The sequence below is a fragment of the Nonomuraea gerenzanensis genome (genome assembly GCF_020215645.1).
Classification (GTDB): Bacteria; Actinomycetota; Actinomycetes; order Streptosporangiales; family Streptosporangiaceae; genus Nonomuraea; species Nonomuraea gerenzanensis.
This window is the reverse complement of record NZ_CP084058.1, coordinates 9,637,350-9,652,690: the sequence shown is the minus strand read 5'-3', so window position 1 is coordinate 9,652,690 and position 15,341 is coordinate 9,637,350. Positions and strand designations below refer to the sequence as shown.

Here is a 15,341-nt window from a genome sequence, read left to right as displayed (position 1 = left end):
TCGTACATGGAGGTTCCCAGCCAGCCGCTGCTGCGGCTGCGTGACCTCAGCACCGACATCGCGCTGCGGCGCGGCACGGTGCACGCGCTCGACCGGGTCAATCTCGAGGTCAGGCAGGGCGAGACGCTCGGCGTCGTGGGGGAGTCGGGCAGCGGCAAGACCATGACCGTGCTGTCGGTCATGGGGCTGCTGCCCACGGGCGGCAGCGTCGTCGGCGGGGAGATCCTCTTCGACGGCCGTGACCTGCGCACGATGCAGGCGTCCGAGCTGCGCCGGGTGCGCGGCGTCGAGATGGGCATGGTCTTCCAGGACCCGCTCACCTCGCTCAACCCCACCATGCGCATCGGCGCGCAGGTCGCCGAGCCGCTGCGGGTGCACCAGGGGGTGAGCAAGGCCGAGGCGCGGGAGCGCGCCGTCGAGATCCTGCGCCGGGTCGGCATGCCCCGCCCCGACAAGATCGTCGACGACTACCCGCACCAGCTGTCGGGCGGCATGCGCCAGCGCGTCGTCATCGCCATGGCGCTCATCCGCTCCCCGCGCCTGCTCATCGCCGACGAGCCCACCACGGCCCTGGACGTCACCACCCAGCGCCAGATCCTGGAGCTCATCGACGACCTGCGCGAGGAGTTCAAGATGGCGGTCATCCTGGTCACCCACGACCTCGGGGTGATCGCCGGCCGCGCCGACAGGGTCGCCGTCATGTACGCCGGCCGCGTCGTCGAGACGGCCACGACCACCGAGCTGTTCCGCGCGCCGCGCCACCGCTACACCGAGGCGCTCATGCGCGCCCTGCCCGAGTCGGCCGCCGACGGCCGCCTCTACAGCATCCCCGGCCTGCCGCCGGACCTGTCACGGCCGCTGACCGGCTGCCGCTTCGCGCCCCGCTGCCGCTTCGCCACCGACGAGTGCCGCACCACCGACGTGGCGCTCACCGGGGACGGGCACGCGTTCGCCTGCCTGCACCCGGTCACCGAGCCCGTCACGATCGCACCGCCGTCCGGCCGGGACCGCACCGCCTCCGAGCAGGCCGACCCGATCCTGAGCGTGCGGGAGCTGGTCAAGGAGTACGACGCCGGCGGCGCGGGCCTGCGCAGGAGCGCCGGGCGCGTCAGCGCGGTGGCCGGGGTGTCCTTCGAGGTCAAGCCCGGCGAGACGCTCGGCATCGTGGGCGAGTCCGGCTGCGGCAAGTCCACCGTCGGCCGCCTCGTCGCCGGGCTCGAAGCCCCCACGGGCGGCCGGATCGTCGTGGACGGCACCGACATCGCCGGCCTGGACCGGCGCGAGCGCCACCGCATGCACCGCAAGGTGCAGCTGATGTTCCAGGACAGCTACGCGGCCATGAACCCGCGCATGCGCATCGACTCCATCCTCACGGAGCCGCTGGAGATCCAGCAGGTCGGCGACGCCGCCGCGCGCCGCGCCCGGGTGAGCGAGCTGCTCGACCAGGTCGGGCTGCCGCGCCGGGCGCTGGAGCGCTACCCGCACGAGTTCTCCGGCGGGCAGTTGCAGCGCATCGGGCTGGCCAGGTCGCTGGCGCTGCGGCCACGGCTGATCGTCGCCGACGAGCCCGTCAGCGCGCTGGACGTGTCGGTGCAGGCCCAGGTGCTCAACCTCATGCGCGACCTGCAGGGCGAGCTGGGCCTGTCGTACGTGTTCATCAGCCACGACCTGTCCGTGGTGGACTACATGGCCGACCGCATCGGCGTGATGTACCTGGGCAAGCTGGTGGAGGTCGGGCCCGCCCACCAGGTGGTGCGGGCGCCGCGCCACCCGTACACGCAGGCGCTGCTGGACGCCGTGCCCTCGCCCGACCCCGGGCACACGCCGAGCCCGGACACGACGATCAAGGGCGAGCTGCCGAGCGCGCTCAACCCGCCGACCGGCTGCCGCTTCCGCACCCGCTGCCCGCTGGCCCAGGACGTCTGCGCCACCGAGCCGGTGCTGGAGGGCGGGGCGCACCAGGTCGCCTGCCACTTCCCGCTGCGCGAGGAGCCGCAGGCGAGCTGACCCCGGGTCACGGAGCACGGCGGGCGGTCGGCCGCCGACCACCCGCGTCGACGACGCAGCGGGTCAAGGCGACCACCGACCACCCGCGTCGACGACGCAGCGGGTCACTACGGCTTGCGGCGGACCCGGTAGAGCAGGTGCAGCACCCGGTCGCCCTGGACGACCACGTGCGGGTCGTCGAGCAGGTGCTGGGCGGCGACCGGGCCGAAGTAGCGCTTGCCCGAGCCGAGGACCACGGGCACCACGTCCATGGCCACCTCGTCCACCAGGCCCAGGGCGAAGGCCTGCCCGCCCACCTCGCCCGCCGCGACGGCGACGTTCCGCCCGCCCGCCAGCTCCCGGGCCAGCGCGACCGCCCGCGCCACGTCGTCCACGAAGTGGTACGACGCCTCGGGGTGCCACCCCTCGGGCTTGGGCCGATGGGAGACCACGACCACGTGCTCGCCCGTCGGCGGCCTGCCCTCCCAACCATCGGTCATGTCGAACAGGTGCCGCCCGATCACCATCGACCCGATGGCGGCCCAGATCGGCTTGACGTAGTCGGCCGAGGTCTTGGAGACCTTGAGACCCGAGCCCGGCACCAGCTCGACGTCGCCGTTGGTGTACCAGTCGAACAGCGGCCCCACCTCGTCGTGCTCGTCGGCGATGAAGCCGTCGACCGACACGACGTTGTGCATCACCACAGTGCTCATCACATCTCCTGGATGTCGTCGAAGGACGTGCTCTCGCCAACGCGTCGATCGGGCCCGGCCGGAATCGACACCGCTCCGGAAGTCTCCCGGCTCCCGCGTTCCGTCACATGACGGTCAGCCGTCCGGAGCGGGCCAGGAAGCGCGGCGTGGCGGGGGGTTTTCCGGGCGCCGGGCCCGCGCGTGGGGACCGTCAGTTCCTGCCGTCATGTGACTGATGTGCCGTGCGGGCCGGGCGGGCGAGAGTAGGAGCACCGCAACAGGGACCCGGCCGGACCTGCTGCGCAGCGATCCGCGTACTCCAGTGATGGGAACCCCATGAGAAGACTCCTGGCCGCCTTCGCGGCCGGTGTGCCGCTGGCGGCGGCCCTCTGCCTGCCGACCAGCGCCGCGGCGGCGGTCGCCGCCCCGTTCACCTGCGACTCCGCCATCGCGGTGCAGGCGCCCGCGGGCACCACGGTGGAATCGGTGACGGCACAGCGCCGCGAGGCGGGCACCGTGCACGTTCCGGCCGTGACGCCGCTGCCCGCCGTCGACGTCCCCGACGTGCCCGCGCACTGCGCGGTCACGGTCACGCTCACCCACCCGGGTGTCGGCGACCACGCCAAGGTGCAGGTCTGGCTGCCCGAGCAGGGCTGGACCGGCCGGTTCCAGGCGGTCGGCGGCAGCGCCTTCGCCGCCGGCGACTACGGCGCCGCGCTGGCCGGCGCGGTCAAGACCGGCTACGCCGCCGCGACCACCGACGCCGGCGTCAGCACCTACATCGACACGCGCTGGGCCCTGACCGGCGACGGCGAGGTCGACAAGCCGCTGCTGAAGAACTTCGCCGACCGCTCCCAGCACGAGATGACCCTCGTCGCCAAGCAGGTCATCGACAAGGTGTACGGCAAGCCCGCCTCCTACTCGTACTGGAACGGCTGCTCGACCGGCGGCCGCCAGGGCTACATGGAGGCCCAGCGCCACCCCGGCGACTACGACGGCATCCTGGCCGACGCCCCGGCCGTCAACTGGGACGAGTTCGAGGTCGCCACCCTGTGGCCGCAGGTGGTGATGAACGAGGAGCGGACCTATCCCGCCGCCTGCGAGTTCAACCTGTTCAACCAGGCCGCGGTCAAGGCGTGCGACACGCTGGACGGCGCCCGTGACGGCATCGTCGGCGACCCCGCCCGCTGCGCCTTCGACCCGCGCAAGCTGATCGGCCAGACCGTCGAGTGCGACGGCGTGAAGGAGACGATCACCGCGGCCGACGCGGCGGTGGTCCGCAAGATCTGGGACGGGCCGCGCACGCCCTCCGGCAAGAAGCTCTGGTACGGCGTGCCGATCGGCGCCACCTTCGACCTGGCCGCCACCGTGCCCGGCGAGGACGGCAAGCGCGTGGGCCAGCCGTTCCCCGTCCCGGCCGCCTGGGTGCAGACCTGGCTGAAGCGCCAGCCCTCCTTCGACCTGACGACGATCACCTACGCCCAGTTCGCCGACCTGTTCCGTCAGTCCCAGAGGGAGTACGACGCGATCATCGGCACGGACGACCCGGACCTGTCGGGCTTCCGCAAGGCCGGCGGCAAGCTGCTGACCTGGCACGGCGAGGCCGACCAGCTCATCCCCACCCAGGGCACCGTCGACTACCGCCGGAAGGTGGAGCGGGCGATGGGCGGCTCCGAGCGGGTCGACGACTTCTACCGCCTGTTCCTGGCGCCCGGCGTGAACCACTGCGGCGCCGGCGGCGCAGGACCGGTGCCGACCGACGCCCTGGGCGCGCTGACCGCCTGGGTCGAGCAGGGCAAGGCCCCGCGCACGCTGAGCGCCTCCGCCAAGGACGCCTCCGGCAAGACCATCACGCGCGAGCTGTGCCTGTACCCGTCCGTCTCCCGCTACACCGGCCACGGCGACCTGGCCGACGCGGCGAGCTTCCGGTGCACCACGCCCCGCCACTGACCGGACCGGGGCCCGGGGCCGCGCGGACGCGGCCCCGGGCCCCGGCGCACCCGCCGGCGGCCGGGCATTCGCTCGACATTGAGTCATTCGACTGTTCCCGCCGGCGGGCCGCCCGCCAGATCCTTGACGCACGTCAAGCGCTATCGGAGGATCCGTGAACCCCACCCCCGTCGTCTTCATCCATGGCGTGTGGCTGCACGCGCTGTCCTGGCGGCCGTGGGACGAACGTTTCTCCAGTTTCGGGTTCACCGTCCGCACGCCGGGCTGGCCGGGTGAGCCGCCGACGGTGGCCCAGGCCCGCCGACAGCCCCGGGCGGAGCTGGGGCTGGACGCGCTCACCGAGCACTACGCGGGCATCGTGCGCTCCTTCGACACCCCGCCGGTGATCGTCGGCCACTCCGTGGGCGGGCTGATCGCGCAGCACCTGCTCGGTACGAACCTCGGCCGCGCCGCCGTCGCCATCGCGCCCGTCCCCGCCGGTCCCGTCGCCTGGGAGCCGTGGCCGGCGTCGCTCAACGCCGGGCTGTTCCGCCAGGTCTTCGCCAACGCGGTCGTCGAGCAGGAGTCGGCGCGGCTCTTCGAGCGGCACGTCGTCCCGGCGCCGGCCCGGCTGCTGACCGAGCTGAGCGGCGGCCGGCATCCCCGCGCGGCGGTGGACACCGGCAACACCGGGCGCGGGCCGCTGCTGCTGATCTCCGGGCAGGAGGACCGGCTGGTGCCCGACTCCGCCACCCGGGCGGTGTACAAGCTGTACGGCGACTCGACGGCGGTGAGCAGCCTCAAGCAGTTCCCCGACCGTGCCCACTCGCTGGTCGTCGACAGCGGCTGGCGGGCGGTCGCCGACTACGTGCTGCTCTGGCTGGCCGAGCGGGGCATCCGTGGCTGACGGGTCACCGGCCCAGCTTGCCCAGGGCGTCGCGCAGCGCGGCCCGCGAGGTGATGCCCAGCTTGGGGAAGACGCGGTAGAGATGCGAGCTGACGGTGCGCGGCGACAGGTGCATGCGCTCGCCGATCTCCTTGTTCGTCAGGCCGCTCGCGGCCAGCTCGGCGATCCGGTGCTCCTGCCAGGTCAGGGCGGTCAGGTGCGCCGGCGAGACGCCGGTGGCCACGCCCAGGGCCCGCAGCTCCGTCTGGGCCCGCTCGGCCCAGCCGGTGGCGCCGAGACGGTCGAACGTCTCGGCGGCGCGGGCCAGGAGCGGCCGGGCCGCCTTGGGGCCCTGCGTGTGGCGCAGCCGGACGCCGTGGGCGAGCCGGATGCGGGCCAGCTCGAACGGGAACCCGCCGCCGTCGGGCTCGGCCTCGGCTCGCCGGTACATCTCCTCGGCCTCCTTCTCGTCGGCGGTCGTCATCGTGACGGCGCCGTACGTGATCACGGCGAGGCGGGGCGAAATGCCGGGCAGGCCGGCGTCCAGCGCGGCCTGGGCGTGCAGGCGGGCCTGGTCCAGGCGGCCGGTGTGCACGGCGGCCTCGACCAGGTCGAGCAGCGTGCGGGTGGCCTGGTGCGCGTACGGCTCGAACGAGCCCGGCCGGGTGATGCCGATGGCGTGCAGGTAGGCGGCCTCGTAGTCGCCCTCGCTCAGGGCCGCCGCGGTGCCCGTGGCGTCCGCGATCTGGGTCAGGAAGCCGACGCCGCGCGGCCTGGCCCAGGCGTCCACGACGGCCTGCAGCTCGCGGGCGCGCTCCAGCCGGCCGCGCAGGGCGGCCAGGAGCCCGAGGTAGGCGCGGGTGTGGTGGGCGAACAGGGCGTTGCCGTGCGCGAGGTTCAGCTCCAGCGCGCGCTGCCCCGTCCGCTCGGCCTCGTCCCACTCGCCCGCGGCGAGCTGGTCGAGCATGATCAGGTGCAGCATGGTCATGCCGTTCGCCACGGCGCCGGTCTCCACCTCGCGGTCCACGGCCCGCTGCAGGGAGGGGCGGTAGCGGCCGAGCGTGTCCACGTGGTAGGCGGCCACGGCCAGGCGCGAGACGTCCCACGGCTCCAGGGCCGCCACGTCGGCGAACGCCTGCTCCACCTGCTCAGGCACGCCCGCGCCGTGGCGGACGACGTCGCTCCACGCGTGGCGGTAGACGGCCGAGAGGGGGTGGACGCGGTCACGCAGGGAGTCCATGAGCTGCTCGGTGTGCTGCCAGGAGGCGCTGTCGCCGGCGTACAGGCTGGTGGCGAGCAGCAGGTCCACCAGGCGGGTCGGGGTCTCGGTGTCGTCGTCGCGCAGGTTCTCGATGGCGGCGGCGACCCGGCGGTGCGCGGAGCGCACGTCGCCGTCCTCGTACAGGGCCACGTACGCCGAGGCGATCGCCGTGGCGGGCGACTCGGCCCGGCCCGGCGCCGGGTCCGCGCGGACCAGCTTCTGTGCCTGGTCCAGGAGCGCGGCGTGCCCGGCGATGAAGGCCGCGTCGCCGAGCCGCCTGGAGCGGTCGGCCGGGGTCTCGCTCAGCTCCGCCGCGCGGGTCAGCCAGGCGACCGCCGCGACCGCGCCGCCGCGCCTGGTGGCGGACTCGGCCGCGGCCTCCAGCGCGGCGGCCACCTGCTCGTCGGGGTCCACCCGCGAGGCCGCCAGGTGGCGGGCGTGCCGCTCCACGTCGTCGCGGTGCACCCGGGCGAGGTCCTCGTGCGCCGCGCGGCGCTGGTTCGGCGTCGCGAGCTGGACGACCGTCGAACGGATCAGCGGATGGCGGAAGACGAGGTCGCCGGTGGCCGGGTCGGCCTCCAGGAGACCGGCCGCCACCGCCTCGCCGGTGTCGCGCATGCGGTACCGGGTGCCGGAGCCGGGCCTGCCCACGCCGTCCAGGGCGCCGCGCAGCAGCTCCTCGCGTACGGAACCGGACAGCCCTTCGATGCGCATGCCGTATACGTGCTGCAGACGGCGTGACAACGGGACGGCGCCGAACCCGAGCGGTTCCCCGGACCCCACGTGGGGCGGCAGCTCCAGCAGTGCGAGCGGGTTGCCCCTGGCGTGCTCCAGCACGGCACCGCGGGCCTGACGGCCGAGGCCCGGGTGCCGCAGGTCCAGCAGCCGCCCGGCGTCCTCGTCCGAGAGCGGCGCCAGCGCCAGCTCGGGCAGCGCGGCCGTGTCGAAGCGGGAGCCGACGTCCGACCGCACGGCGGCGAGCAGCTTCACGGAGCTGCCCGCGAGCCGGCGCCCGACGAACCCGCACACCTCGATGCTGGAGGCGTCCAGCCACTGGCCGTCGTCGAGCACCAGCAGCAGCGGGCGCTGCGACGCCGCCAGGGTCAGCAGGTCCAGCACGGCGATGCCGAGGGACATGACCGACGGCGCCGTGCCCGCGCGCAGCCCGAAGACCACGTCGAAGACGGCGCGGTGCCCCTCGTCGAGCCCGGACAGGTGCGGCAGCAGCGGATACAGGAGCTGGTGCAGGCCGGCGTAGGGCAGCTCCGACTCCGCCTCCACCCCCGCGGCCCTGATCACCTCGTGCCCGGGGGCGGCGAGGGCGGCGGCGTGGTCGAGCAGCACGCTCTTCCCGACCCCTGTCTCGCCCCTGAGGACGAGCGCCTGCCCGCCCGGGGCCGCCAGGAACTCCGACAGCGCCGCCCGCTCGCCGTCACGGCCCACCACCGTCGCCGATCCCCCCGGAGCGGTCATGACAGCAGGTCCGCCAGGCGGTCGAGCTGCGCGAGGCCGTCGGGCCAGCAGCTCGGCATCACCTCGTGCCCGACCCGGTCGGGGACACCGATCCTGTCGTGCGGGCCCGCGTCCGCGTGCCGGGCCCAGGCCATCAGCGCGGCCGGATCGGTGAAGGGCACCGCGAGTCCCAGAGACATGCGCGCCTCAGCCTTCCGCCGAGCCATCGTGCTCCAGGTGCCGCCGGTCGTGCTCCTCGCTCAGCACGTCGAAGCGCGCCGCCACGTCGGGCGCCACGCCCGCGATCATCGGCCACAGGCGGTGGAGGTCGTGGACGAGGCGGGTCTCGACCACTGCCGGGGCCTCGGTGTTGGTGGACATGCCATGGCAGCGTAGGAGCGGCGGGAGAAGACTCCGTTGACGAACGGTCGGCGGGCGGGGCGCGGGGGCGGTTGTGAGGTATACGTCCTGTTGCAGGGGGTCGCGCCGGTTCGGGTAAGGTCCCCCACGACCCGCGTGGCCGAGATGAGGGGACGCACCACCATGCCGCTTTTCGGGCGGGAGGCCGAGCTGGAGGCTCTGACCGGGCTGGTCGAGGGGCTCCGGGAGCGCGGTGGCGTCCTCATCAGGGGTGAGGCGGGCATCGGCAAGTCCGCGCTGGTCGCGGCGGTGGTCTCCGTGGCGTCGGGGGCCGGGGTGCGCGTGCTCACGACGACCGGGGCGCAGGCCGAGCGGAACCTCGCCTACGCGGGGCTGCACCAGCTCCTGTACCCGGTGCGGGCGGAGCTGGACGCGCTGCCCGGCCGTCAGCGCGACGCCCTGCGCGACGCCCTGGGTCTCGGGGACTCGTCCGCCGAGGCCGCTGCCGGTGAGGTGGGCGGGCCGGGGGCGTACGTCGTCGGGCTGGCCGCGCTGACGCTGCTGGCCGAGGTGGCCGCCGTCCGGCCGCTGCTGGTCGTCGTGGAGGACGCGCACTGGCTCGATCGTGCCAGCGCCGACGTGCTCGCCTTCGTGGCGCGCCGGATCGAGTCCGAGCCCGTCGCCGTGGTCGCGACCCTGCGGGACGGCGAGCCGTCGCCGCTGCTGGAGGCGGGGCTGTCGGAGCTGCCCGTGGGCCGGCTCTCCCGCGAGGCCGCCGCCGAGCTGCTCCACTCCACCGCTCCGGGCCTCGCCCCTGCCGTGCGGGAACGCGTGCTTCTGGAGGCGGACGGGAACCCGCTGGCGCTGATCGAGCTGCCCGCTGCCGTGGGCGACCAGGGCGGGATCGGGCCGGTGATGCCCCTGAGCGAGCGGCTGGAACGCGCGTTCACCGCCCGCGTGGCCACCCTGCCCGCGCCTGCCCGCACCGCCCTGCTGGTCGCGGCCCTCAACGAGAGCGATTCGCTCGCGGAGACCCTCGCGGCCACCCGGCTGATCCTGAGCACGGCACCGCCCGGTCCGGACGTCGGGGCGGGGGCCGAGGTGGAGGTTCTCGCGCCGGCCGTCGAGGCGCGGCTGGTCGAGCTGGGGGCCGGCACGGTGCGGTTCCGCCATCCGCTGATGCGGTCGGCCATCCCCACCGCCGCCCCGATGGCCGAGTGCAGGCGGGCCCACCTGGCGCTGGCCGAGACGTTGCGCGAGCACCCCGACCGGCGGGCCTGGCATCGGGCGGCCGCGACGACAGGAGCCGACGAGGGCGTGGCGGCCGAGCTGGACAGCGCGGCCGCCCAGGCCAGGCGCAGGGGCGCGGTGGCCGCCGCGGTGGCGGCGCTGGAGCAGGCGGCCAGGCTGAGCGAGGGCCGCGAGGGCAAGGCGCTCAGGCTGCTGCGCGCGGCCGAGCTGGCGTTCGAGTCCGGCAGCCGCGACACGGCCGAGCGCCTGGTCCGCGACGCGCGCGAGCTGGACCTGTCCCCGCGCCGCCGCGCCGCCGCCGCCTGGATGCTCAGCGGTTTCGAGGACGGCGTGCGCGAGGACGTCTCCCGGGTGGCCGAGCTGGCCGAGCTGGCGGAGTCGGTCGCCGCCGGAGGCATCGTCGAGCCGGCCGTCCGGATCCTGTGGGGCGCCGCCATGCGCTGCTTCTGGTCCGAGCCCGGTCAGGACGCCCGCCGCCTGGTGCTGCGGGTGGCCGACGGGCTGCCGCTCCCGGCAGGCGATCCGCGGATGGTCGCGATCAACGCGTACGCGGCGCCGTTCGAGCGGGGCGCCACCGTGCTCGGCGGCCTGCGCGAGCTGGCAGGGGCGGCGGGCGCCGACCCGGAGACCGACCGGTACCTGGGCAGCGCCGCCATGCAGGTCGGCGCGTTCGACGTGGCGGCCCGCCTCTCCGCGGTCGCGGCGCCGGGGCTGCGCGCCCAGGGCAGGCTCGGGCTGCTCCCCAGGGCGCTGGCCGTCCAGGCGTGGAGCACGACCAGGCTCGGCGACCTGGACACCGCCGTCCCCGCCGCCGAGGAGGCCGCCAGGCTCGCCGCGGAGACCGGCCAGCCGTTCATGTACGGGCTGGCCACGGCCGTCCAGGCCGAGATCGCGGCGCTGCGGGGCGAGCACGAGCAGGCCAGGGTGCTGGCGGACGAGGCCGAGCGGGTCGCGCTGCCCGCCGCCGCCCGGCCCGTCCTGGCCACCGTGCAGCTCGCGCGCGGTCTCGCGGCCATGAGCGAGGGGCGCTTCGACGACGCGTTCGCCGACCTGAGCCGCATCCTCGACCCCACCGACCCCGCCTACCAGCTCGCCCTGCGCGCCTACTTCCTCGCCGAGCTGACCGAGGCCGCGCTGCGCGCCGGGCGGAGCGAGGCCATGCGGGACGTCCTGCGCGGCCTGGAGCCGCTGGCCGCCGCCACGCCGTCGCCCGCACTGCACCTCGGGCTGCGGTACGCGCGCGCCGTGCTCGCCCCCGGCCCGGAGGCGGAGGAGCTGTTCGCGGCGGCGTTGCGGGCGGACCTGACCGGGTGGCCCGCCGAGCGGGCGCGCCTGCACCTGGCGTACGGCGAGTGGTTGCGCCGGCGGCGCCGGGCCGTGGAGTCCCGCGTGCACCTGCGTGCGGCCAGGGAGGCCTTCGACGCGCTCGGCCTGGCCGCCTGGGGCGAGCGGGCGCGGCAGGAGCTGCGCGGCGCGGGCGAGTCGAGCCCCGTCCGCGACCCGGACGCCCGGGACCGGCTGACGCCGCACGAGCTGAGCATCGCGCAGCTCGCCGCCGAGGGGCTGACGAACCGTGAGATCGGGCAGCGGCTCTACCTGTCGCACCGCACCGTCGGCACCCACCTGCACCGGATCTACCCCAAGCTCGGGGTCAGCTCGCGCGCCGACCTCGCCCGCATACTCAAGAGCTACCCGCCGGACTGACGACACCCCTGGACGGGTGTGCGTGCGCCTCAGACCAGGGACGCCCCGGCCGCCGTGCCGATCCGGGCGTGCATCCGGCGCAGGCCGGGCCCCGGGTCCAGGCCGAGGTCGTCGTCCAGCAGCCGGGCGACGCGCCGGTAGGCCGCCAGCGCCTCCGTGCGGCGGCCGTCGCGGTCGAGCGCCCACATCAGCAGCTCCCACCAGCGCTCCCGGTAGGGCTCGGCCGCCGTCGCGAGCGTCAGCTCGGCGATCGCCGCGCCGCAGTCGCCCCGCTCGATGTCCAGCGCCCAGCGCTCCTCCATGGCCGAGGCCCGCAACTGCTCCAGCCAGGTGCGGCGGCCCTCGAAGAACGCCCCGCCCAGCCCGTCGAAGGCGGGCCCCCGCCACAGTGCCAGCGCGCCGCGCAGCAGCCGGGAGGCCTCGGCGGCGTTGCCGCGCTCGCGCGCCTCACGCGCGGCGGCGGCCGTCTGGCGGAACACCGTGACGTCCACCGTGCCCGGGTCCACGACGAGCTGGTAGCCGCCGCCCGCCGACCTGATCTCGGCCTCGGTGCCCAGTCCGGCGCCCCCGCCGTCGGCCAGCATCCGGCGCAGGCGCGAGACGTACGTACGGGTGCTGACGACGGCGCTGCGCGGCGCCTCGCCGTCCCACAACGCGCTCACGATCTCGTCGAGCGAGACCTGGCGCCCCTCCCCGAGCAGCAGCAGGGCCAGCACCCCGCGCTGCTGGGGGGACCCCGCGTCCAGCTCCTCCCCGCCGCTCCACACGTTGATCGGGCCCAGCAGCCCGAAGCTCACCCCGCCCATGAGGTTCCCCCACCTCTTGTTCGCGTGTTACTCGGGACGCCTCGTGGGCATCCCTGATCGACCCTACTGATGACGAGTCGTGCTTTTGGCGTATTGCCAGGCTTGTCCGCCGTATGTAAGTTCTTCGTCACAACTCGGGGTCCGACCGGACGTACACATGACGTACACAGATGGCGTCATCTGACGGTCGCGGCGCGCAGCCGGGCGAATCTAGCTTCTACCGCATGTCTCCGCCCCCGTGCAGGTTCACCGTCCTCGGCCCGCCCGGCCTCGCCTGCGGCGGCACCCGGCTGGATCTGGGCACGCCGCAGCAGCAGGCCGTCCTGATGCTGCTGCTGTCCAACAGCGGCAGCTTCGTACGGATCGGCGAGGTGATCGACGGACTGTGGGGCGAGCACGCGCCGGCCACCGGTGAGGCCGTCGTCAGGACGTATATCTCGCGTCTCAGGCGGCTGCTGTCCGCGCACGGGCTGGACGCGGCGATCAGCTCCCGGTCCGGCGGCTACATGCTGGATCCCGCGTTGTTCGCCGTGGACGCCGTCGAGTTCGCCGACCTGCTCGAAGCCGCCAGGCAGGAGCGCGAGGGCGGGCACCTGCCCGGGGCGGTGAAGCTGCTGGAGCAGGCGCTCGGGCTCTGGACGGGCACGGCCCTGGCCGGGGTCCCCGGCGAGGCCGCCGAGCGCGAGCGCTACCGGCTGGAGCGGCTGCGGCTGGTCGCCGTCCAGGAGCTGCTGCGGCTGCGGCTGGAGCGCGGCGAGCACGCCGAGGTGGCGGCCGAGGTGCCGCTGCTCATCGAGCGCAACCGGCTTGAGGAGCCGCTGTACGAGATCTACCTGCTCGCGCTGTATCGCGGCGGCAGGCGGGCCGAGGCGCTCGAGGTCTACCGGATGGTCTACGACCTGCTCGGCAAGGAGCTGGGCGTCAGCCCCGGGCCTCGGCTGCGGGCCGTGCACGACAGGATCCTGCGGGCCGAGCCGGACTCCGACGACGAGCCGGCGCCCGCGTCCCCGGTGACGGCCGTGTCCGGGGTGGCGGCCGTGTCCCGGGAGGCGGGCGCGTCGCGGGTGGCGGCGCTTGGTAGGCGCGAGCCGTCGGTCCGGCCGGCCGGGGCGCGGTTCGTCGGCAGGGCCGCCGAGCGTGCCGCCTTCGTGGACCTGCTGGAGCAGGGGCGTCCCGGGGTGCTGTTCGTCCGGGGACCGGCCGGGATCGGCAAGTCGGCGCTGCTGTGCCAGCTCGCCGAGGACGCCGCCGCCGAGGGCCGCCCCGTGCGCCACCTGCGAGCCGGCGCCGAAGCGCGCGGGCGTCTCGAACGGGTCGCCGGGGCGCGCGAATGTCTCGAACGGGGCGCCGGGCTGCGTGAGCGCCTTGAGCGGTGCGCCGAGGAGCTGGCAGGGGCCGTGGGCCCGGTCCTGCTCATCGACTCCTTCGAGGAGCTGGCGGAGCTGGAGCCGTGGCTGCGCGACGACTACCTCAGGCGGCTGCCCGCCGACACGGTGGTCGTGCTGGCGGGCAGGACAGGGCCGAGCGCCGCCTGGCTCACCGATCCCGCCTGGTCGGGAGCGATCACGATCCGGCACCTGGAGGCACTCACCGCCGCCGAGTCCACCGCGCTGCTCGAAGCCAGGGGCGTCGAGCCGGGCCTGCGCGGATCCATCGCCGACTTCGCGGCGGGCCACCCGTTCGCGCTGTCGCTGGCCGCCGAGGTCGGCAGGAGCATGTCGGCCACGGGCCAGCCGGCCCGGCGGGAGGCGGTCCGGCAGGTGGTGGACGAGGTGCTCGCGCGGCTGGCCGGCGACGTGCCGTCGGAGCTGCACCGGCGGGCGCTGCACGTCTGCGCGCACGCCCGGCACACCACCGAGGATCTCCTGGCGGCGGTGCTGCCGGAGGGCCGCGCGGCGGAGCTGTTCGACTGGCTCGCGGCGCAGCCGTACGTCGAGACCGCCGCCCGCGGCCTGGACGTGGGCGGCGTGCTGCGCGAGGCCCTCGACCACCACCTGCGCTGGCGCGACCCCGCCGGCTACGAGCGCATGCACCGCACGATCCGCCACTACGCCATGGGCGACCTGCTGCGCGGCGCCCGCGACCCGCTCGCGTCCGTGGCGGTGATGCGCACGATCAGCCGGCTGCGGCGGCGCGGCGGCGTCCTGAACCGGTACGTGTCGCAGGTGGGCGAGGAGGACGTGCGGGCGTGCGAGGTGACCCCCGCCGACCACGACGAGCTGGTCGCGATGGCCCGCGAGTCCCAGGGGGAGCTGACGGCCGCATCCGTCCGGTTCTGGCTCAACCGCCGGCCGGAGGCGTTCACCCTGCTCCGCTCCCGGGCGGACAACCGGCTGCGGGCCTACCTGACGTGGCTGACGCTGCGGCGGCTCGAACCGGAGGAGCTGGACGCCGACCCCGTGGTGGGGGAGATCTGGCACGACGTGAGCCGCCGCATGGCGCTGCCCCAGGGGGCGCACGTCGGGATCGCGCGGCACCTCATCTGCCCCGCCTTCGAGGCCAAGCCGTCCCCCATCACGGACGTGTTCCAGGCGTGGCTGTTGCGCCGCTGGCTGCACGAGCCGGGGCTGGCGGCCTCGTACCTGCTCGTCGCCAACGGGCCGTTGTGGCGGCCGCTGATGGCCTACCTCGGGCAGTACGAGCTGACGCACGCGGGCGCCGGCCACCCGTACGCGATCTTCGGTCACGACTGGCTCGCCGATCCGCCCGAGGCGTGGCGCGACCACCACCTGGACGAGGAGCTGTGGGCGGACCGGGGCCCCGGGCTGTTCGTACGGCAGGACGTGTCCCGGGAGGAGCACGGCTGACGTGGGCCGCGCGAGCAGTTTTCGCGGGGTGCTAATGTGGAAAGTGCTCATTCATGACTACTAGGAGACCAGACGTGGCAGGTGACGACGACATCTCCGGGTGATACCGGAGGTTGACCCGGCCCCGGCTGACGCGCGCTGACCGTCGCCGGTGTGGCCCAGGTCGTCGATCCCCCCTTTCCTGTTTCCCCGCCGGGCCTCTTTCGC

Annotated in this window: 10 protein-coding genes; 5 read left to right on the top strand and 5 right to left on the bottom strand. The window is 74.8% G+C overall.

From position 1 onward, the window contains the following. The first annotated feature begins 6 nt into the window (after positions 1-6). Entirely contained in the window at positions 7-2,007 is a 2,001-nt protein-coding gene (locus LCN96_RS44775) for an ABC transporter ATP-binding protein (protein ID WP_225268480.1), read from the top strand. Between the two features lie 107 nt (positions 2,008-2,114). On the opposite strand, the gene LCN96_RS44770 is transcribed toward LCN96_RS44775, so the two are convergent. Further along, positions 2,115-2,699, bottom strand: coding sequence for a dihydrofolate reductase family protein (locus LCN96_RS44770; RefSeq protein ID WP_225268479.1), 585 nt, complete (start codon positions 2,697-2,699; stop codon positions 2,115-2,117). Between the two features lie 315 nt (positions 2,700-3,014). Here LCN96_RS44770 and LCN96_RS44765 point away from each other — a divergent pair, with 315 nt between their 5' ends. Together LCN96_RS44765 and LCN96_RS44760 are read left to right on the top strand one after the other, a co-directional pair. Then, positions 3,015-4,628: a tannase/feruloyl esterase family alpha/beta hydrolase gene (locus tag LCN96_RS44765; protein WP_225268478.1), complete on the top strand. Its 1,614-nt coding sequence runs from the start codon at positions 3,015-3,017 to the stop codon at positions 4,626-4,628. Between the two features lie 154 nt (positions 4,629-4,782). Continuing rightward, on the top strand, positions 4,783-5,514 hold the full coding sequence (locus LCN96_RS44760) for an alpha/beta hydrolase (protein ID WP_225268477.1): 732 nt from the start codon (positions 4,783-4,785) through the stop codon (positions 5,512-5,514). A 4-nt stretch (positions 5,515-5,518) separates the two neighbouring features. Here LCN96_RS44760 and LCN96_RS44755 read toward each other — a convergent pair whose 3' ends face one another. Genes LCN96_RS44755 through LCN96_RS44745 form a run of 3 tightly spaced genes read right to left on the bottom strand, consistent with a single transcriptional unit; the run spans position 5,519 to position 8,587 of the window. Continuing rightward, positions 5,519-8,227: a helix-turn-helix transcriptional regulator gene (locus LCN96_RS44755; RefSeq protein WP_225268476.1), complete on the bottom strand. Its 2,709-nt coding sequence runs from the start codon at positions 8,225-8,227 to the stop codon at positions 5,519-5,521. Further along, positions 8,224-8,406 carry a hypothetical protein gene (locus tag LCN96_RS44750; protein WP_225268475.1) on the bottom strand — a complete coding sequence of 61 codons (183 nt, stop codon included), beginning with the start codon at positions 8,404-8,406 and terminating at the stop codon, positions 8,224-8,226. Before LCN96_RS44750 ends, LCN96_RS44755 begins: the two co-directional genes overlap by 4 nt. 7 nt (positions 8,407-8,413) lie before the next feature. Beyond that, a complete protein-coding gene (locus tag LCN96_RS44745; protein WP_225268474.1) occupies positions 8,414-8,587 on the bottom strand; it encodes a hypothetical protein in 174 nt (57 codons plus the stop codon). A 162-nt stretch (positions 8,588-8,749) separates the two neighbouring features. Between LCN96_RS44745 and LCN96_RS44740 the strand changes: the two genes are divergently transcribed. Next, positions 8,750-11,521, top strand: coding sequence for a helix-turn-helix transcriptional regulator (locus tag LCN96_RS44740; protein WP_225268473.1), 2,772 nt, complete (start codon positions 8,750-8,752; stop codon positions 11,519-11,521). A gap of 29 nt (positions 11,522-11,550) precedes the next feature. On the opposite strand, the gene LCN96_RS44735 is transcribed toward LCN96_RS44740, so the two are convergent. After that, positions 11,551-12,327 (bottom strand): AfsR/SARP family transcriptional regulator, encoded by a 777-nt coding sequence (locus LCN96_RS44735; RefSeq protein WP_225268472.1) that lies wholly within the window; start codon positions 12,325-12,327, stop codon positions 11,551-11,553. Positions 12,328-12,551: 224 nt separating this feature from the next. Between LCN96_RS44735 and LCN96_RS44730 the strand changes: the two genes are divergently transcribed. Next, on the top strand, positions 12,552-15,134 hold the full coding sequence (locus tag LCN96_RS44730; RefSeq protein WP_225268471.1) for a BTAD domain-containing putative transcriptional regulator: 2,583 nt from the start codon (positions 12,552-12,554) through the stop codon (positions 15,132-15,134). Positions 15,135-15,341 lie beyond the last annotated feature (207 nt).